The sequence below is a fragment of the Actinoplanes sp. NBC_00393 genome (genome assembly GCF_036053395.1).
GTDB lineage: Bacteria > Actinomycetota > Actinomycetes > Mycobacteriales > Micromonosporaceae > Actinoplanes.
Map to the genome: position 1 here is coordinate 5111782 of NZ_CP107942.1, position 19314 is coordinate 5131095.

Here is a 19314-nt window from a genome sequence, read left to right on the forward strand (position 1 = left end):
GTTGCGACACTGAGGAAGACTTTCGAAGTGTGTCCTATTCGAGATTGTTCCGGCACGACCCGGGCTCTAGCCTGATCGGGGCTGTCGGCCGACGCTCCCGCTCCGGCGGCAGCAGGGACCTCGCGCTCGACGACTGTGTCGGCTCTTCGCAGCACGGCGCGTGCCGACCCGGTGACCGGCGGAAGAGGCTCCCATGACCAGACCTAGCGTCAGCTCGTCTTTCGCGCTGCACAAGGTTGTCGCTACGCTAGGGCGGTCCGGGCGTCGTCAAGAAGCCGGGGGTCTGTAGTGCCGAATTTCTTTCTGAGTTCGGCAGCCGGCGACGACGATCCGTATGTCCGGCAGTTCTTCGACGATCTCCGCGGCCGGGTCTCGGCCAACAGTTCCGATCACGGCGCCGAACTGTCCTTTCTGGGCACCACCGGAAACCGGGACACCGCCCTGCCACCCGAAATGCTGCTGCGCCTCTCCTCATGTGACGTCTTCGTGGCGCTGACGTCGCCGCGGTACTTCCGGAATGCCACCTGTGGCCGGCAGTGGGAGATCTTCGCGAGACGGTTCGGGCCGGGCGATGACCGATCCGCGATGGTCCCGGTCGCCTGGTCCGTCGACGCGACCGTGCCGGAGTTCGTGGGGCGCCCGCTGACCGCGCCGTCCGAGGGCCCCCCGCGCGGACTGCGTCAGCTGATCCGGCTGCGCACCCTCCGGCCCGAATACGAGTCCTTTCTCGACCTCCTGGCGCAGCGGATCGTGGCCGCCGGCGAGACCGTGGCGCCGCCGGCCGCCGACCCGGTCACCGACTTCGCGTCGGTGCCCGACGCCTTCGCCTCGTCCACCACCGATCCGCCCGTGCATCTCATCGTCGCGGCCGCGTCCCGGGAGGAGATGGATCAGGTACGCCAGGACCTCGGTTACTACGGCGCGGAGGCCCGGGACTGGGCGCCCTACCGTCCGGACGCACCGCAGTCATTGGCGTGCCGTGCCCGCCTCCTCGCCGCCGATCAGGCATTGCGGGGTGAGGTGTCCACCCTGGACGACGTCCTCGGCCGGATCGAGCGGGCACGCGCCGCCCGCGAGATCGTGGTCATCCTCTGTGACTGGTGGATCATGCGGCTGGACGGGTATCGGCAGCTCCTCGCCGAGATCGACCGTCGCGGCCTGGACGACGCGGTCGTGCTGGTCCCGGCGAACCGCGCCGATCGCGAATCGATGGACAATCTCGCGGAGCTCCGCTTCGGACTGCGGACCACCTTCCGGGAGAGCTGGCGTCACTCGCCGGCCGTTCTGCACCGCGACATCGACACCGCCGAGGCTTTCGACGCCGATCTCGCCGGAGTTCTCGAGGAGGCACGCAACCGGCTCTTCCGCACCGGGACACCGTGGCCGGACGCAGACGAGCCGGTTGTCAAGCGACCCATTCTTCGTGGTCCGTGATGGCATCAGGAAAGTACACTGAGTGATCGACTCCTCACGATCAATCGTCCTCGGGAGAAGGCACGTGGGATCGTCAGTCACGCCGCCCCTCTTCTTCATCAGCTATGTCCACGATTCCGGTGAGGACGATCGCCACGTCCGCCGGTTCTACGAGAAGCTCAACCATGACGTGCTGATCTTCGCGGGCCGGCGGCAGAGCGAGTCGGCGGGCTTCTGCGACTGTTCGATCCGGCTCGGTCAGCTCTGGTCGCCGGCTCTCATCGAGAATCTCAGCACCGCTCAGGTCTTCATCCCGATCATGAGCCCCGCCTATTTCCAGAGCGAGGCCTGCGGTAAGGAATGGGCGCTCTTCGTCTCGCGCCTCAGCCGCACCGATCGATCCGGCTCGCCGGACTCGTCGATCATCCCGCTTCTCTGGGTGCCGATGACGGTGCCCGGGATCGCCGAGCCCTACCAGTTCAAGGAAGCCACCTTCGGCGCCGAGTACGACCGCGTCAAGCTGCGCGCGCTGATCCGCGGAAAGCGCCATCGCGACGAGTACGACGCCTTCGTCCAGCTGCTCGCCGAGCGGGTCGTCACTCTGAGCCAGGTCGCGCCCGTTGCCGCGGCCCGCGACCGTCCCGGTTTCGACGACGTCCGTTCCGCGTTCTCCGCACCGCCGGCTCCTCGCCTCAACGGCGGCGCCGGAGATTCGACGGCACGCGAGCAGCGCGTCAAGTCCCTCCGCGTCGACCGCCCCATCCTCAACACCAATCTCCGCGAGGACCCCCGATGAGCGTGAGCGCCGACCGCCGCCCTCTGGGCCGGATCATCACCTTTTACAGCTACAAGGGGGGAACCGGCCGGACGATGGCTCTCGCCAACGTCGCATGGCTGCTCGCGACGAACGGGTTCCGGGTGCTGACCATCGACTGGGATCTCGAGTCGCCGGGCCTGCACCGCTACTTCCACCCCTTCCTCCGGGACAAGAGTCTCCGCAGCTCCGAGGGCATTCTCGATCTGATCCGCAAGCATTCCGAGTCCGACCTGCGGCGCCACCCTCCGCTGGACTCCGGGCGGTCCCCGGTGCAGATCCACGAATACGCGGCCTCGCTGGACTGGGAGTTCCCGCAGGGCGGCATGCTCGACTTCGTGCCCGCCGGGCGTCAGGATCTCGGCTACGACGAGGCGGTCAGCACCTTCGACTGGGACTCGTTCTGGCGCGATCGGCAGGGACGTCAGCTCCTCGACGATCTTCGTGAGGACATGGCGCGCAACTACGACTTCGTCCTCATCGACAGCCGTACCGGCACCAGTGACACCGGTGGCATCTGCACCGTGCACCTGCCGGACACAGTGGTCAACTGCTTCACCCTGAACACACAGAGCATCAACGGCGCCGTGGCGATCACCGCGTCCGTGCTCAAGCACGCACCCGAGATCACCGTGCTGCCGGTGCCGACCCGGATCGAGGGCGGCGAGAAGGCGAAACTGGAGCGGGGGCGGGTGTTCTCGCGGCGCAACTTCGAGCCGTACCTCGGTTTCCTCGGCGACCAGCCCGCGGACCAGTACTGGAACTCGGTCGAGGTTCCCTATATACCCTATTACGCCTACGAAGAGGTATTGGCGATTTTCGGGGATATACCGGACCAGAACGGTCCACTGCTCGCGCCGTACACCAATCTGGCCTCCCGGATCGCCGGGAGGGACTGCCCGGCCGCGGTCATCCCGGAAGCCGACCGCAACCGGATGCTGCGCGCTTTCGAGCAGTCCGTTCCGCACAAGAAGCGGACGATCGTGGTGGCGTACGCCCCGCTCGACCGGATCTGGGCGGAGTGGCTCCGCGACCGGCTGCGGGACACCGCGCACCGGGTCGTGCTGCAGAGCGTCCGCGAGTCCGTACCCGACGTCGATACCGTCGACCACCTCCTGGTGATCTTCTCGCGGGATCTGGTCGCCCGGGAGGGCGGCCTCCGGCTGCTGCGGACCGCACGCGACCGGTTCAGCCAGGGCGAGGAGAACCTGCTCGCCGTGCTCCGCGTGGACGCGACACCGCTGGACAGCCGGGTGCCGTCACGTGTGCTCGTCGATGTGATGGGAACCAGCGAGGAGCGTGTCCTCGAGTCGGTGTCGGCGGTGCTGACCCTGGACACGGCACGCCCACCGGGCAGCCGGCTGCAGCAGCACGAGGTCCGCTATCCGGCGGACCCGCCGCCCCACTTCCAGGTCGGCCTCACCCGCAACCCCCGGTTCTCGGGCCGGGGCGGCGCTATCGAGGACATCCGGAACCGCCTGCTCAGCGGCGGAGCGGCCGGCTCCCGGCTGGCCCTGACCGGCCTGCCCGGCGTCGGCAAGACCCAGACAGCCCTCGAGTACGTCTACCGCTTCGCCGCCAGCTACGACGGAATCTGGTGGATCTCCGCCACCCAGCCCAGCCAGGTGCGGACCGCTCTGGCCGAGATCGCCACCCGCCTGCCCCTGCCCGGCGTGACCGTCGAGGAGCAGGTCGCCGCCACCCTGGAGGCGTTCCGGCGCGCGTTCCCGGTGCGCCGCTGGCTGGTGGTGTTCGACAACGCCGACGCGCCGGCCGACCTCGAGGGACTGCTCCCCTCCGGTCCGGGTCACGTCCTGGTGACGTCCCGCAACCCGCAGTGGGCCAATGAGCTCGACGCCATCGACGTCGGGGTGTTCAAACGCAGCGAGAGCATCGAGCTGCTCGGGCGCCGCGTCGAGAACCTCAGCCGGGCCGACGCGGACCAGCTCGCCAGCCGCCTCGGCGACCTGCCGCTGGCACTGGAACAGGCCGGCGGCTGGCTGGGCAGCACGGCCATGTCGGTCCCGGATTACCTCGACCTGCTCCACCGCGGCGCCGCGGAGGCGATGAGCGAGGGCGCTCCGTCCGCCTACAACCAGACCGTCGCCTCGACCGTCGGCGTGGCCTACGAGCGGCTCAGCCGGACCAGCCCGGCCGCCACCAGGCTCATCGAACTTCTCGCATTCATGGCGCCCGAAGTAATCCCGTATCGCATGATTAGCAACAAACAATTGACCGCCCTGCTGGCCCCTCTCGACCAGCGCATGTACGACCCGGCCAGGCATGGATCTCTGATCCAGGACCTCGGCCGCCTCGGCCTGGCCAGGGTGGATGCGGGCACGATCGAAGGGAAACCGGAACCGAGAAGGCGTGGCGTCGTGGTCCACCGGTTGACCCAGGATATCGTCCGCTCGCGGTTGTCCCCGACGGACCAGGACGATCGTAGGAGGGAAATCCACAGCGTGCTCGCAGAAGCGGACCGGGGAAACCCGGACAACCTCGAGAACCGGGAGGCCTACGAGGCCATCCGGCCGCACCTCGAGCCCAGCGGCGCGCTGATATCCGACCGCCCGGAGACGCGGCAGCTCGTCATCGACATGACGCGCTACCTGTACATGCGCGGTGACTTCAAGGGTTGCCGGGAACTCGCCGAGGGCACGCTCGAGCAATGGCTTCCCCGGTTCGGCCCGGACGACGTCTGGGTGCTCCGGCTGAAGCGCACCCTCGCACTGGTCCTGCGCGAGCAGGGCCACGAGGGCGCGGCCTACGACATGAACGCCGACAGCCTCGAACGACTCGGCCGCACCCAGGGCGCCGACGACCCGTACACTCTCGCGACCGCCACCAGCTTCGGCGCGGACCTGCGCGCCCGCGGCGAGTACGAGAAGGCCGTCAGCCTCGACGAACAGACGCTCAACGGCTTCCGCACCGCCTACGGCGACGACCATCCGGACACCTTGAACGCGGCCAGCAACCTGGCGGTGTCGCTGCGCTTCGTCGGTGATTTCGCGCAGGCGGCCGCGTGGGACCGGGACACCCTGCGCCGCCGCCGCGAGGTGCTCGGACCGCAACATTTCTTCTCGCTCAGTTCGCAGGAGAATCTAGCTACCGACCTGATCGAACTGGGTCAACTCGTGACGGCTCGGAACCTCTTGGAAGAGGCGTACGAGACGTACCGGTCGGATCATGGCGAAGACCATCCGCGGACACTTCGAGTCGCCAATACCTACTCGGTGGCCCTGCGCCGGCTCGGCGACGTTGCGAAAGCCGTGGAGGTCATCGACGACGCGGTCCGGCGTGCCGTCGTGGTGCTCGGGCACCGCAACCGTGTGACTCTCACCAACCGGCTGGAACAGGCGGACGTGCGCTGGGCGGAAGGCCGGGTCAATGAGGCGCGCACGATCGGGGAGGACGCCTACGCCGACTTCCGCAAGGAGCGGGGCGAGCACCACCCCGACACCATCGCCGCCGGGAACGACCTCGCCATCTTCCGGCGGGCGTCGGGAGACGCACAGGGCGCTCTGACCCTGGCGGAGCATACCTTCTCCGTCCTGGACAACCTGCTGCGGCCGAGCCATCCCTACACGCTCGCCGCGATGATCACACTCGCCAACGCACAGTACGACGCGCAGGCGCTCTCCCAGGCGAAGGAGACCGACAGCGGTGTGCTCCAGCGGGCACGTAGGGTGTTCGACGATTCCCACCTGACGGTTCTGACAGCCATGACCAACTGGGCCGTCAGCCATCGCACGGACGAACCGGGTGCCGCCAACCGCCGGCGGGACGAGGCGCTCAGGATGATGGAGCGGGAACTCGGAGCGCAGCACCATCACACGATCGCGGCCGGCAACTGGGAGCGCATCGACCAGGACATCGCGCCCTTCCCGATCTGACGCCCGGACCGGTCAACCGGTGATCTCCGTTCCCACGTCCGGCACGTCGGTCAGCCATGCGTGCAAAGCCGTGAGGCCGGGCCGCCGTCCGTCCCTGTCGAGATGCTGGAAGACCGCTCGGAGCAGGTCCGGTCGCCGGTAGGCAACCGCTCTCTCACCTTCCTGGGCGTACAGCGCCACGGCGGCCGCGGTCCAGTCCCGGTCGTCGCCCGGTGCCGGCAGGACGCGCAAGGCGGCGGCCGGATCGCCGTGCAGGACGGCCTGCTCGGCGCGGGTGACGTCAGCGCGCTCGGCCCGGCCCCGGTAGGCCTGTTCCTCGAGCAGGCCGGCCAGCAGGGCCGGAACGGTTCCGTCCCGGACAACGGGCGGTCCGGCGGCGGGCGGGGGTACGGCCGCACACCACGCCGCCGCGAGACCGGAGACGTCGGCCGGCTGGGGACGGTGGTGGGCGAGACGCCACGACAAGTGGGCTGCGGCCGTGCCGAGCCGGATCGCCGCCGGCGTCGGTGCCTCGTCGCGCCATGCTGCGAGCGTCGCCTCCAGTACCCGGAAGAATCGCCGGCCCTCCGGGGTCAACTCGCCGGAACGCAGTAGTTGAGCCAACGCGTAGACCACGTGGTCACGCCAGGTGAAGTACCGGAAATCGGCATCCGCCGACTGCCCTCGGCGAGCTCGCCAGAAGCCGGCCACCCCGGAGAAGGCATAGATGCCCTGCATGAGCGCCTCAGCCGGGCGGGGGTCGGGCCGCCACGGGGCATGGTGGCGCGCTCGGCCGCCCTCGGCGCAGAGGTCCACGAGGTCGAGGAGCGCGCCGAGCTTCTCATGCTGGAACTCGTGGACCAGGATCTCCGCCAGCGTCTGGGCGTCGTCGGCCACCGACAACCCGATCGCGCCGAAGCAGCCCCGCACCGAGGCGCTCACCTGGGCGGCGCCGGGCGGGGTCTGCATCGGCACGAGCCCCCGCAGAGCGATGCGCATGCCTGCCGTGTGCGCGGGCTGTTCGGCGTCCAGCAACTGCCAGGCGTCACGCACCAGGCAGTCCAGCCGCGCCGCGTCCGGACCGGACAGCGGGCCCAGTGGGGATACCGGGAAGCGGTCGCGCCACGGGTCCGCATCGATGATCTCCAGCACGTGACCCGGAACCGGGACGTGGCGGGCGGGACGCCACCCGGGCACCGGTTCGGCGCAGGGCAGCGAAAGTTCGAGAGAGCCTCCGATCAGTACCGTGGCGCCGTCGCACCGGACCGGGACCTCGGCCGGCCCGATCCCGATCGCTGTCCCGACCGCCGGAAGCAGGAGATCAGATCCGGTGCAGACGAGAACGGTTTCGAAAGCCGCACCCGCCGCGATCGCGGCGCCGGTAGCCAGGGCACCCAGATGGGCACCGGCCCGGGTGAGCACCTGCTCGTCGGGTGATCCGCCGGCGAGCGCGGACGCCAGGGACGCGAACCAGGCGTCGAGGAACGGGTAACGCAGCAGGTTGAGCACTGCTGCGCGGGACGCTCTCTCGATCTCCATCACCAGAGCGAGCGCGTCCTGGACCGCGACCGGAAGAGAATCCCGCTTCTCCGCGACGGCGAGCAGACAGAGACGGCGGTGGGAGAGCTGCGCCTCGGTCAGCAGACCGACGGCGTCCGGCGAGCCGCCGCCTTCGGCCAGACTGCGGTACTGCTCGTCGGTCAGGACGTACTCCCGCATTCAGCGTCGCCTTTCGCGGTCCTTGAGAGCCTCCACCAGTCGGCGCCTGATGTGGGTGATCAGGCGATACAGGTCCCGGCAGTAGACCGACGGGTGAGTGAAGCCGCCGTCCGGACCGAAACGGTGCGAGAACTGACCACCACCGCAGACGTCGCGCACCGGGCAGATCTGGCATCCGGTCGCCAGGTTCTCGGCCACCCGCCGGGTCGCCCGGACGGCCGGATCGCGCGCGGCTCTGTCGAAGGCGTCACGGTGGACGGACATCCCGAGCGCGCCCAAGCCGGGAGCAGTGGTCTTCAGCGCATCGGTGACCTCCATGCTCCCGTCGGTCTCCACGGTGATCGCGGCCGGCGAGTCGAGACCGATCGCCTCGGTGTCGCTGCCCCCGTCGAGGATCACCATGATGATCGACTCGAAGAGCCGGATGCCGGTCTCCCGGACCGGCGCGTCGAACCATCGATCGAACACCGCGATGAGCCACTCCGCGTACGGAGTCGACACCGGATCATGACCGGGCGGTGGGTAGACCCAGTTGGCGAGCGGAAGCAGGAGGTCTATCGCCGGTGGGCCGAGACCGACCAGGTCCTCGTAGGTCCGGATCGGATCGTTCGCGAGATCGATCGTATGAAGCAGGCCGGTCCAGATTTCGCCGCCGGCTTTCAACCGGCTCAAACCCCGCTCGACGAGGCCGAAACTCGGCCGCCCGTCGGCGTAGCGCCGGTGGCGGTCGTGCGCGTCCCGGCCCCCGTCGATGCTGACGCCGACGTCCACTCCATGCCGGTTGAACACCTCGATGTACGCGTCGTCGATCAGTGTGCCGTTGGTCTGCAGCGAGACCCGGACTTTGGTCCGGTCCGGCACCCGTGCCCGAACCGATCGGATGACGTTCTCGATGGCCGCCGGACCGGCCAGCAGCGGCTCCCCGCCGTGCAGTACGACGAAGATCTCGTCCAGGACGTGGGCGGCAGCGTGCTCACCGATCCGGTCGGCGAGCGCCGAGATCGTCCGGTCGCTCATCACCATCGGCCGGTCCCGCCAGCTCTGGTCCACGTGGTGGTAGACGTAGCAGTAGTCGCAGGAGAGGTTGCACCGGCTGTGCACCTTGACGATGAACTGCCGGAACGACAGTTCGCCGTCGGTCGTACCGGGCTGCTCGCCCGGCCGGCCGGGGAAGCTGGTGGTCACGGCAGCTCAGGAGCGGCGCAGGGGTGCCGCGTTGAAGGCCGCGACACTCTCCGGCTTCCCGGATGCCGCACGTTCGACCACACGGCGCAGGCAGTGGTCGAGCGCCGTGTCGCCGTCTCTCCGCAGAGCCAGGAGGTCGTCGAGCGGCACATCGGCCACACGCACGAGTCCGGTCTCGATGGAGGGGGCATGGGGTAGCGTCATCGTTTCTCGCTTTCGTCGCCCGTGCCAGGACGCGGGTCCGGGCACACGGGCCGCCGGAGGGCTAACCAGCTTTCCGCGAAACGCACCGCTTCGCGAACGGGGAAAAGACGACTCGTCGCTGCGCCGACCATCCCTCGACGCGGGGAGCCGCACTTATCGGACGAGGCCTCATAGTCGGCGCCCAGGTCACCGAAATCATGATCACTGAGCCCGGTCGTTTCGTATCCTACCCACTCACGCCCCTTTTCGGTTCGAACCACGGCCGACAACTGCACGGCGGGTAAGTCCGTCAGGCGGGACTCCGCGAGGTGGAATACCGTGCATTTCTCGAACCCCACCCCGAGCAGGAGCACCTTCGCATCGGCATCCTCGAGCGCGGCCAGCGGCGAGCCGTCGCCGAGCAGGGATTCGAGATCGTGCCGGGCCATCAGCACCCCGGCCGCCGGGCCGACCGCCGCGAACGAGGTCAGCGGGTGTCCGCTTCGGACAGAATGCGGCCACGTCCGCACCCGTTCCGCGATCGCGCCCATCCCGGAACTCGGCGTCAGCTCCGGTTCGAATGCGGGCAGATGATCACGAATGGTGGCCCACCAGTCCGGCGGGACTGCCCAGTGTGACCAGCGCGCGGGATCTCGATTGTCCGGGGTCTGGGCCGGAACGACGATCGTCCCGCCCGGACCGACGGCGTCGAGCAGTGCCTGGACAACCGCGGTGGCCCCACCGCAAACCCAGCCGATCGCGCGAAGCGAACTGTGCACGAGCAGGATGTCATCACTCCGGACACCGAACGACGTGAATTCCCGCGTGAGTGATTCACGTGTCCGCAGCGGCGCACCGGGTAACGTCATCTGGACTCCTTCCGACGGGAGCGAGCCCGTCGCGGCACTTTACGGCGACACCCTTATCGTCGTTTCCGCGGCGAGTGTGGAACCCGCTTCTGCCGCCCTACCGCAGAAGTTGACGACTTTTGACGGATGGCCTTCCAATGGACTTCCGGCATCTGGCAAAACTTGACGGTAGTTGACGTTCGGTTCCGACGAGCGGGGGCGGTTCGTGGCGATGGCACCGCAGCCGGGCACTGTCACCGAAGGCCCTCTGGGTGATCTTCTGCAGGCGTTGCACGAGCTCCACCGGGCAGCCGGCAAACCGGGGGCTCGGCGCATCAGCGTGGCCATCCGTGACCGCGAGGACATGCGAGACACCGTCAGCCACGAGACGATCAGCGCGATGCTGCGGGGCAGCGGTCTGCCCAAGTGGGTCAAAGTCGAATGCGTGGTACGGCAACTCGCCGAATGGTCGGTGACCGGCCACGATCCCGATCATGAGGTCCGCCGGTTCCATCAACTGTGGCTCGCCGCCGATGACGGCCCCACCTCGGTGATCCCGGTCCACGTGCGCAACGACTTCGTCGTCACCCAACGACCCGCCGCTCCACCGCCGGCATCCACGGCGTCATCCGGCGCGATCCTGACCAATGTGCCCGCTCCGGCCCGGCATTTCACCGGTCGTCAGGAGTTGCTCGCCAAGATCAGAGCGGTGCTCACCGGTCAACACCGGATGCCGCTCTCCCTGGTGGGTCTTGGTGGTGTGGGAAAGACCCAGCTCGCCCTGCAGTACGTCAATCAGTGGGCGACCGAGTACGACCTGGTGTGGTGGGTGCCGGCCGAGGAGCCGTCACAGGCGATGGCCGCCCTGGCGGGGCTCGGCGATCAACTGGGCATCAGTCCCTCGAATGACATGCGGCAGACTGTCCGCGATCTGCTGACCGCGCTCGAGGAGAGCGCGTTGCGCTGGCTGCTGATCTACGACAACGCCGATCAGCCGTCGGATCTCAGCGCGCTCCTCCCCGCGGCCGGCGGACATGTGGTGGTCACGTCGCGAAACTACGCCTGGGCCTCGGCGACCGGAACCCCGTTCAGCGTCGGCGTCTTCACCCGGGCCGAGAGCATCGCCTTCATGCGCGAGTGGGGCGTCACAGCACCCGCTGACGACTGCGACACGCTGGCCGAGCGACTCGGCGATCTCCCTCTCGCGGTCGACCAGGTCTGCGCGATGCAGACCACCACGGGCATGCCGCTGGCCGAGTACCTGCGGTTGTTCGCGGAGCACCTGGACGAACTGCTCGCGGCAGGGCTGCGGCCGGGGTCACGGACCACGACCGTGGCGACGTTCGTCAAGGTCGCCGCCGGCCGGCTCCGCTCGGAATCGGTCGCAGCGGCCCAGTTGCTGGAGCTGTTGGCGTTCATGGCGCCCTCCCCGGTACCGATCTACCTGTTGCACTCCGGCCGGGGCGCCGAGGTCACCCCGCCACTGGGCCGGGCCCTCTACCGCACGCCGGAGCTGACCAAACTGGCGCTGCTGCTGGGCCGGTACGGGCTGGTGAGTACCGACGGTCAGCAACTCCAGATGCACCGGCTGGTTCAGGTCATGGTGCGGGAGAGTCTCAGCGAGCCGGACGCCGGCATCCGCCGCCTCGACGTACACCGGCTGCTGGCCGTCGCCAATCCCGGCAAACCCGACGACTCGCGGACCTGGCCCCAGCATGCCGACATCGGTCCTCACCTCGTCACCTCGGGCGCACACCTCTCCACCGAGATCGCGGCCCGCGTGGCCGTGCTCGATCAGATCCGGTACCTGGAGCGGATCGGCGACTTCGAGGCGTCCGCCCGGCTGGGACGCGCGGCGGTCGATGCCTGGCAGGCCGACGAGGTAACGGGTGGACTCGGACCTGAACACGAACTGACGATCCGCGCCACCCGCCATCTCGCCAACGCGCTGCGCTCGCTCGGCTCGTACGACGAGTCCCACCGGATGATCGTGGATCTGCTGAACCTGCTGCGGACCGGCGAGGCGTACGGCCCTGATCACCCGGACACCCTGGCCACGGCCGGTGTGCTGGCGTTCTATCTGCGGTTCGCGGGAGATTACCGGGAGGCACTCCGGGAGGACCAGCGAAGGGTCGAGGTCCTGCGCCGGCTGCACGGGTCCGAGGACACCCGCGCCACCGACGCGCTCGGCAACCTTGCGATCAACCTCCGGCTGCTCGGTGATCCGGCGGAGGCTCACCGCATCGACACGGCCCTGGTCGAGACCCTCAGCCGGCTCATCGGGCCGGACAACGAGCGGACTCGCGTGGCCGTCCGCAACCAGGTTTGGGATCTGCTCGGGCTCGCCCGATTCGAGGAGGCTGTCGACACTCAGCGGCGGAACATGACGCGGCACAACGTCAGCGACATCGCGCTGGCCCAGCGAGCAGTCGCCGTCGGGCTGCGCAAGATGGGGCGCCTGCACGAGGCGCTGGAGATCGCCGCCGACAACTACCGAACTTGTCAGAGCCGGTACGGGCCGGATCACCACCTGACCCTGGCGTCGATCATGACCTATGCGAACACACTGCGGACAGTAGGCGACGCGGTGGGGGCGCGGCGCCTGATGACCGAGGTGCTCGACCGGTATCGGCGGCTCTTCCGGGCGCAGAACCCGCTCACCCTGGCCGCCTCGACGAATCTGGCTGTCGTGCTGCGGGCGCTGGGCCAGCGGCGGGACGCGTACCACATCGATGAGCTGACGCACGAGCAGACACTGCACAAGCTGGGGCCGGATCACCCGCACACCCTGGTCACCGCCATCGGGCTCGCCACCGACCTGGCACATCACCACCTGCGCAAGGACGCCGTCGAGCTCGGCGCCGCGACCCTGGAACACTTGCGACGGGTACGCGGCGACGAGCATCCGGAAACGTGGGTGTGCGCCGCGAACCTGGCGCTCGACCGGGACACCTCGAGGCGGGAAGCCATCGACCGGCTCTCCGCGCTGCTGGGAATCGATCATCCCGACGTGGCGGCCGCGGTCGCCGGTAAACGGCTGGAATGTGACATCGAGCCGCCGCCCACGTGAGGATCGGCGCAGATCTCAGTCCAGACGGAATTGATCCGCAGCGGCGAGAGCGGCGACCTGCCGTACGGTGAACGGCACTTCGACCAACGGCCGGTAGGCCGGGTCGTCGCTGACGCCGCCCCGCCCCTGCGCCACGATGACCACTGTGCCGTCCCCGTGCCGGTACGCGGCCCACTGGTCGATCCGGTCGTCCTGCTGGGGTTTGACCACCACGCCGACCCGTTTCCCGGCGACCTTCTCGATCTGACAGGTGCCGTCCATCCCCCAGAACGTCTTGGCCAGCTCGCACGGCTCGATCGGCAGCACGTTGCCCGGACCGTACACCTCGGCCAGCAGCCGGCCGGTCCCGCCGTCCTTGCTGAGCGCCGCGATGGCCGAGTACGCCCCGAAGTTCTCCTCGACGGTCGCCTGGTGGCTGCGCAGCGGCAGCCCGTCCGGCGTCTGCCCGGCCGGCTTCGTGTAGCCCTCGGGGACCACCGCCAGCAGCTCGTCCAGCAGCAGCTTGCCCTTCTCGAAATGCTCGCCGCTGTCGTAGGTGGCGTCCCCGCCGGCCTCCGGCGGCCACGACGGCTTGGTGTCGTCGGGCTCCGGAACCGGATGGTCCGTCGGCGCCGGGGCCGGCGCCCCGGCCGGGAAGGTGCCCGGACCGCCGAGCAGGTTCTGTCCCGGGATGACGGCGGCCGCGGTGATCGCCGCGATCGCGACGGCGGCGGCGGTGCCGGCCAGCAGGTTGCGGCGGACCGCGACCCGTTTCGCGGTGGCCAGCGCGGCCGCGGAGCCCATCGGTGGCGGCTCGGACTCCCGGGTCATGGTGGTGCGCAACGCGTCGCGCAGCTCGTTCTCGTCCACGGCGTTCCTCTCACTCGGCGGTGGCGGGCTGGGCGATCAGGGCGCGCAGGGCCTCCAGCCCGCGCGCCGCCTGACTTTTGACCGTCCCGGGTGAGCAGCCGAGGGCCGCTGCGGTCTCCTCCACACTGAGGTCCTGCCAGTAGCGCAGGACCAGCACCGCCCGCTGCCGGGCCGGCACCCGGGCGAGCGCGGTCAGCAGCATCACCCGGTCGTCCGGTGCGGTGTCGGCGGCCGGCGTCTCGGCTGTGGTCTCGTGTGGACGTTCCCGCCGCCACCAACCCCACCGGCTCTCGTCGATGAAGGTGTGGATCAGCACCTTGCGCACGTACGGATCCAGCGACTCGTGCCGCTGCACCCTGTTCCAGCGCAGGTAGAGCCGGGTGAACGCGGTCTGCACCAGGTCCTCGGCGCGGTGCCAGTCACCGCAGAGCAGGAAGGCCGTCGCCCGCATCGACGACGACCGGGCCGCGAAATACTCGGCGAACGCCTCGTCGCGGTTGCTCACGCTGGTCTCCCATCCCGTCAGGTCGCGGTATACACGAGCCGAGCGGGCGCGGGGGTTGCACGGGAGGCCGGAAAACTTTCCCCCGGCCTCCCGGCGATCGTTGCTACTGCGGTGCGCCCAGGTCGTCCAGGGCCTTGGCGGCGCCGCGCTGGACCGGCACCGGATCGGTCTGGCGGGCGGTCTGCACGTTGATCTCCTTGGCCGCGGCGTTGGCCTGTTCCAGCTGCGCCTTGCGGTCGAAGAGCGTCTTGGTGAGCGAGCACGCCACGTTCGCGTCGAGATCGTCGCGGACCAGCAGGTAGTTCGGCACCACGATGGTCTTCACGTCCGCGGCGGTCTTGTACGCAGTCGCCGGGATACTGCCCTCCTCGTACACCTCATTGATCTTCTGCATCTCGGGCAGCAACGGCGTGATGTCGAGGAACTCGACCTGATCCTTCTGGGTGGTCAGCAGGTCGGTGATGCCCGGCGTGGGCAGTCCGCCGGACCAGAACAGCGCGTCGATCGTGCCGTCCTTCATCCCGTCGACGGTCTTGGTGAGGTCCAGCTTCTGGGCCTGCACGTCGGACTCCGGCTTCAGGCCGGCCGCGGTCAGCAGCCGGTTGGCGATCACCTCGGTGCCGGACTTGGGCGAGCCGGTGGAGACCCGCTTGCCCTTCATGCCGGCGACGTCCTTGATCCCGGACGCCTTGCGGACGATCACCTGGGTGTAGTTGGTGTGGATCCGGGCCAGCGCGGCGATCTTCTGCTTCTCGGTGAAGCTGCCGGTGCCGTTCACCGCGTCCGCCGCCGTGTCGGCCAGCGAGAACGCCACGTCGTACGTGCCGGCGACCAGTTGCTGGATGTTCTGCACCGAGGCGCCGGTCTCGGCGGCGGTGGCCTGCAGGTTGCCGCCGGCCGCGTTGATCTGCTCGGCGTACGCGTTGCCGAGCGCGAAGTAGACCCCGGTGGCGTTGCCGGTCGCGATGCCGATCCGGGTGGCCTGGCCGACTTCGCAGGTGACGTCGCCGCCGGTGTCGCTCGTGGCGCTGTCCTGCCGGCCGCCGCACGCCGCGGTGGCCACCGCCAGCGAGCCGACCAGCGCGATACCCAATATCTTCTTCATACTTCCTCCGGGGAACGAGTTGGTGCGAGGGCTAACTCATCCATGGGGGGACGTTTCACTGCCGCGAACAGCACTGCCACCAGCAGCGCTGCGACGCCGGCGCCGACCGCGATCGGCTCGAGGTAGAGCAGCAGGAGCCCGGCGATCCCGGCGAGGACCCGGCTCACCGTGCCGGCCGGGCCGACACCCGGCACCCACGCGCCGGTCGCCACGGCCAGGCCGGCCACCGCTAGGGCGGCCGCGGCGGTGGTCCAGAGAATGCCCAGGAACGGACCACGGGCGAGTAGGTACTCGCCGTTGTCGGTGAGCACGAACGCGATCGGGGCGAGGAAGGCCGGCAACGCATACTTGAGCGCCTGCCACATGGTCGGGATCGCCCGGCCGCCGGTGATCGCGCTCGCGCCCACCGCGGCCAGGGCGGTCGGCGGGGTGACCTCGGAGAGCACCGAGTAGTAGAAGACGAACATCGCGGCGGCCGGCGCCGGCACGCCCAGGGTGAGCAGGGCCGGACCGATGATCACCCAGCCGATGATGAAACTGGCGGTGACCGGCACCGCCAGGCCGAGCAGGGCCAGCGCGAACGCCGCCAGCACCACGGTCAGCGCCAGCACCACCGTCGGGTTGTCGCTGATCGCCTGCGCGCCGTTGACCAGCAGGGAGGCGAGCTGCGCGCCGAGACCGGTCTTCGTGGTGGTCGCGGTGATGATGCCGGCGGCGGCACAGACCGCGACGACCGGCAGGACCCCACGGACACCCGCCGACAACGCCGTGAAGATCCGTTGCGGGGTCATCCAATGCTGCCGGTCCAGGAAGGACAGCAACCCGGCCAGGATGGTCGCGTACACCACCGCGCGGGTGGCGGACTCGCCGAGCGCGAGCAGCACGACGATCACCACGAGCGACGAGAAGTGGTAGCCGAACCGGGCCAGCAGCCGCCACGCGCTGGTCTGCGGCGCGTCGATCGCGCGGACGCCGAACCGGCGCACGTCGATCTCCACCGCGAGCAGGATGCCCAGGTAGTAGAGGACGGTCGGGATCATCGCCCAGCCGAGGACGGTCAGGTAGGAGACGTTCAGGTACTCGGCGACGATGAACGCGGCGGCGCCGAGCGTGGGCGGCGACAGGATCGCGCCGACGCCGGCCGCGGCCAGCATTCCGCCGGCCTGCTCCCGCGGGTACCCGGCTTTGCGCAGCATCGGCCAGGTCACCGCGCCGACGCTGACCGCGGTGGCCGTACCCGATCCGGAGACCGTGCCCAGCAGGAAGCCGGCGGCGACCGCGGTGCGGCCGGCCGCGCTGCGCGACTTGCGGAAGGCGGCGACCGAGAGGTCGACGAAGAACCGGCTGGCGCCGGAGAGGTCCAGCACGGCGCCATAGATGGTGAAGAGAACGATGTACGTGGCCGCGACGTCCAGCGGCGTGCCGTAGAACCCGCTGCCCGAGTTGTAGAGGGCGTCGACGATCTGCGCGAAGTCGAGTCCGGCGTGCGCGACCGGCAGGTGCTGGGGCAGCAGGCCGCCGTAGTAGCCGTACGCCAGGAAGGCCAGACACACGATCGGCAGCGCCCACCCGGTGGTCCGCCGGCACGCCTCGATCACCAGGACCAGCAGCACCGCACCGAAGATGACGTCGATCGGCTCGAGCAGGCCCTGCCGGTTCAGGAAGGCGTTGTAGCCACCGTCGAACGGATTCAGCGGATAAAGACAGACCAGCAGAGCGACGGCAGCCATGATCCAGTCGCCCACGCTGGGCACGTCCCGGCCTTTACCGACCCCCGATTTGTACGCGAGAAACACCAGAGGCAGCGTCCCGGCCAGAAAAATGATCAGGTAGTACTGACTGCCCTGGGCGAGCGGCCGGAACACCTGCCAGAGGACCAGCAGCGCGACCCCGAACGCAATGATCGACACGAATGCGCCGATCCGGCCGGTCAATTGCCTGGCCGGCCGCTCCTCCTCGTCGTAGTGCACCGCTGCCGGCTCGGCTGGCTCACCGGCAGATCGATCTTCGCCCATGGACCGGACATTAGTCCCCGCCGCCGGTTTCCCACTACTACAGAATTTCTATAGAGAAATCCGATCGTGATCCCTATCGGGTGATCTCGAAGCGGCGGACCGCGCCGGTCAGTTCGTCGGCCATGCCGGCCAGGTGGTGGGCCGCGGTCCGCGAACCGGACAGGCCGGCCGTGGTCTCCTGGGCCGCGTCGGCCACGTCGCTGATGTTGCGGGCGATCTCCTCGGCGCCGGTGGCGGCCTCGGTGACACTGCGGCTGATCTCGCCGGCCGTGGCGGTCTGCTCCTCCACCGCGGAGGCGATGGTCGTCTGGTAGTCGCTGATCCGCACGATCACGTCGGAGATCCGCTCGATCGCGGTCACCGCGCTCGCGGTGTCCGACTGGATCATCTCGACCCGCTGCGAGATCGTCTCGGTGGCCTTCGCGGTCTCCTGGGCCAGCTCCTTCACCTCGCCGGCCACCACCGCGAAGCCCTTACCGAGTTCACCCGCACGGGCGGCCTCGATCGTGGCGTTCAGGGCCAGCAGGTTGGTCTGCTCGGCGATGCTGGTGATCGTCTTGACCACGTCGCCGATCTCCCGGCTGGAGTCGCCCAGCTTGCCGACGATGGCGCTGGTCTCCTGCGCGACGTTGACCGCGTCGTTGGCCACGGTGGCGGCGTCCGACGCGTTGGTCGCGATCTCCCGGATCGACACGCCCATCTCCTCGGCCGCGGCGCTGAGCGTGTGCACGTGCCGGGCCACGTCCTGGGCGGCCTGCTGGGCGGCGGCCGCCCGGTCCGAGGCGGTGGCGGCGCCGCCGGCCAGGTGGTCGTTCACCGAGTTCAGGTTGCGCGACGAGTCCAGCACGGTCGCCGCGCTGTCGTTGATCACGGTGACCGCGTCCCGCATGCTCGTGGTCGCCTGGCGCAGCGCGTCGGCCATCTGGCCCACCTCGTCCCGGCTGTTCACCTGCGGGTCGCGGGTCAGGTTGCCGGCCGCCACCGCCTGCAGCACGTCGGTGACCCGCCGGACCGGGCCGACCACCGCCCGGACCGCGAGCAGCGCGACGGCCAGCCCGACCAGCAGGCCGAGGATGCCGATCACCAGCACCTGGGTGGTCACCGAACTCCTGGCGTCGGACACCTCCTGGATCGCGGTGAGAGCCTGCGCCGCGTGCGCCTGTTCCAGCTCGGCGAACTGTTCGTCGACCTCGGTGAAGACCGCGGTTCCCTGGTTCCAGCCGGCCCAGAACCCGGGCAGGTCGCTGCTCTTGGCGGCGGGCAGCATCTCGTCGTCGCGCAGCTGCACGAACTTCTCGTAGTTCGCCTTGAGCGCGGTGGCCACCCCGTCGTCGGCGGCGAGCGGCGCGTAGCTCTGCCAGGTGGTCGCGACCTTCTCGTCCAGTTCCGCCACCTGCGTGGTGATCTTCGCCCGGAACTCGGCGCCGGACATGAAGTAGTTCAGCGTGAACATGCGGGTGCGCAGCACGTCCTGATGCAGGCTGGCGAGCAGCTGGGTGGGCGTGACGCCGTGGTCGTAAACGGTCTTCGACCGGTCCTCGACGAGCCGCAGCCCGCCGACCGCGATCAGGATCACCGAGGCGCAGGCGATCGCCACGGCCACCACCGAGGTGAACATCTTGACCGCCAGCGGCAGATCAGCCAAGCGCCGGAACATGGGCACGCCCTTCCCTCGCGGCCGATCCTCCCCCACTGCCCCTTCGGCACCTCCAACCCGGGCCTTAGTGCCTTTCGCG

13 protein-coding genes are annotated in these 19314 nt (G+C 69.2%); 4 read left to right on the plus strand and 9 right to left on the minus strand.

What is annotated here, in order from left to right; all coding sequences use genetic code 11:
* Positions 1 to 288 precede the first annotated feature (288 nt).
* The 3 genes from fsxC (at position 289) to fxsT (OHA21_RS24000) (ending at position 6120) form a co-directional block, all read left to right on the plus strand.
* The gene (gene fsxC, locus OHA21_RS23990) at positions 289 to 1434 is read left to right on the plus strand and encodes an FxsC protein (RefSeq protein ID WP_328477236.1); all 1146 of its coding nucleotides are present in this window, start codon (positions 289 to 291) and stop codon (positions 1432 to 1434) included.
* Positions 1435 to 1498: 64 nt separating this feature from the next.
* The gene (locus tag OHA21_RS23995) at positions 1499 to 2209 is read left to right on the plus strand and encodes a TIR-like protein FxsC (RefSeq protein WP_328477238.1); all 711 of its coding nucleotides are present in this window, start codon (positions 1499 to 1501) and stop codon (positions 2207 to 2209) included.
* Positions 2206 to 6120 (plus strand): FxSxx-COOH system tetratricopeptide repeat protein, encoded by a 3915-nt coding sequence (gene fxsT, locus OHA21_RS24000; protein ID WP_328477240.1) that lies wholly within the window; start codon positions 2206 to 2208, stop codon positions 6118 to 6120. Before OHA21_RS23995 ends, fxsT (OHA21_RS24000) begins: the two co-directional genes overlap by 4 nt.
* A 12-nt stretch (positions 6121 to 6132) precedes the next feature.
* On the opposite strand, the gene OHA21_RS24005 is transcribed toward fxsT (OHA21_RS24000), so the two are convergent.
* Genes OHA21_RS24005 through OHA21_RS24020 form a run of 4 tightly spaced genes read right to left on the minus strand, consistent with a single transcriptional unit; the run spans position 6133 to position 10055 of the window.
* Positions 6133 to 7818 (minus strand): aKG-HExxH-type peptide beta-hydroxylase, encoded by a 1686-nt coding sequence (locus tag OHA21_RS24005; protein WP_328477242.1) that lies wholly within the window; start codon positions 7816 to 7818, stop codon positions 6133 to 6135.
* Positions 7819 to 9003, minus strand: coding sequence for an FxsB family cyclophane-forming radical SAM/SPASM peptide maturase (locus OHA21_RS24010; protein WP_328477245.1), 1185 nt, complete (start codon positions 9001 to 9003; stop codon positions 7819 to 7821). It abuts the gene before it with no gap.
* Between the two features lie 6 nt (positions 9004 to 9009).
* A complete protein-coding gene (locus tag OHA21_RS24015; RefSeq protein WP_328477247.1) occupies positions 9010 to 9207 on the minus strand; it encodes an FXSXX-COOH protein in 198 nt (65 codons plus the stop codon).
* Positions 9204 to 10055, minus strand: coding sequence for an aminoglycoside N(3)-acetyltransferase (locus OHA21_RS24020; protein ID WP_328477249.1), 852 nt, complete (start codon positions 10053 to 10055; stop codon positions 9204 to 9206). The genes OHA21_RS24015 and OHA21_RS24020 overlap by 4 nt, the downstream gene beginning before the upstream one ends.
* A 172-nt stretch (positions 10056 to 10227) precedes the next feature.
* Here OHA21_RS24020 and fxsT (OHA21_RS24025) point away from each other — a divergent pair, with 172 nt between their 5' ends.
* On the plus strand, positions 10228 to 13104 hold the full coding sequence (gene fxsT / locus OHA21_RS24025) for an FxSxx-COOH system tetratricopeptide repeat protein (RefSeq protein ID WP_328477251.1): 2877 nt from the start codon (positions 10228 to 10230) through the stop codon (positions 13102 to 13104).
* A gap of 15 nt (positions 13105 to 13119) precedes the next feature.
* Here the strand turns inward: fxsT (OHA21_RS24025) and OHA21_RS24030 are convergent, their stop codons facing one another.
* The 5 genes from OHA21_RS24030 to OHA21_RS24050 form a co-directional block, all read right to left on the minus strand.
* A complete protein-coding gene (locus OHA21_RS24030; protein ID WP_328477253.1) occupies positions 13120 to 13953 on the minus strand; it encodes a hypothetical protein in 834 nt (277 codons plus the stop codon).
* 10 nt (positions 13954 to 13963) lie between these two features.
* A complete protein-coding gene (locus OHA21_RS24035) occupies positions 13964 to 14458 on the minus strand; it encodes a SigE family RNA polymerase sigma factor (RefSeq protein ID WP_328477255.1) in 495 nt (164 codons plus the stop codon).
* 103 nt (positions 14459 to 14561) lie between these two features.
* Entirely contained in the window at positions 14562 to 15563 is a 1002-nt protein-coding gene (locus OHA21_RS24040) for a TAXI family TRAP transporter solute-binding subunit (protein ID WP_328477257.1), read from the minus strand.
* Positions 15560 to 17578 (minus strand): TRAP transporter permease, encoded by a 2019-nt coding sequence (locus tag OHA21_RS24045; RefSeq protein WP_328477259.1) that lies wholly within the window; start codon positions 17576 to 17578, stop codon positions 15560 to 15562. The genes OHA21_RS24040 and OHA21_RS24045 overlap by 4 nt, the downstream gene beginning before the upstream one ends.
* 73 nt (positions 17579 to 17651) lie before the next feature.
* Positions 17652 to 19223, minus strand: a complete 1572-nt coding sequence (locus tag OHA21_RS24050) for a methyl-accepting chemotaxis protein (RefSeq protein ID WP_328477261.1) — start codon at positions 19221 to 19223, stop codon at positions 17652 to 17654.
* Between the last annotated feature and the right edge of the window lie 91 nt (positions 19224 to 19314).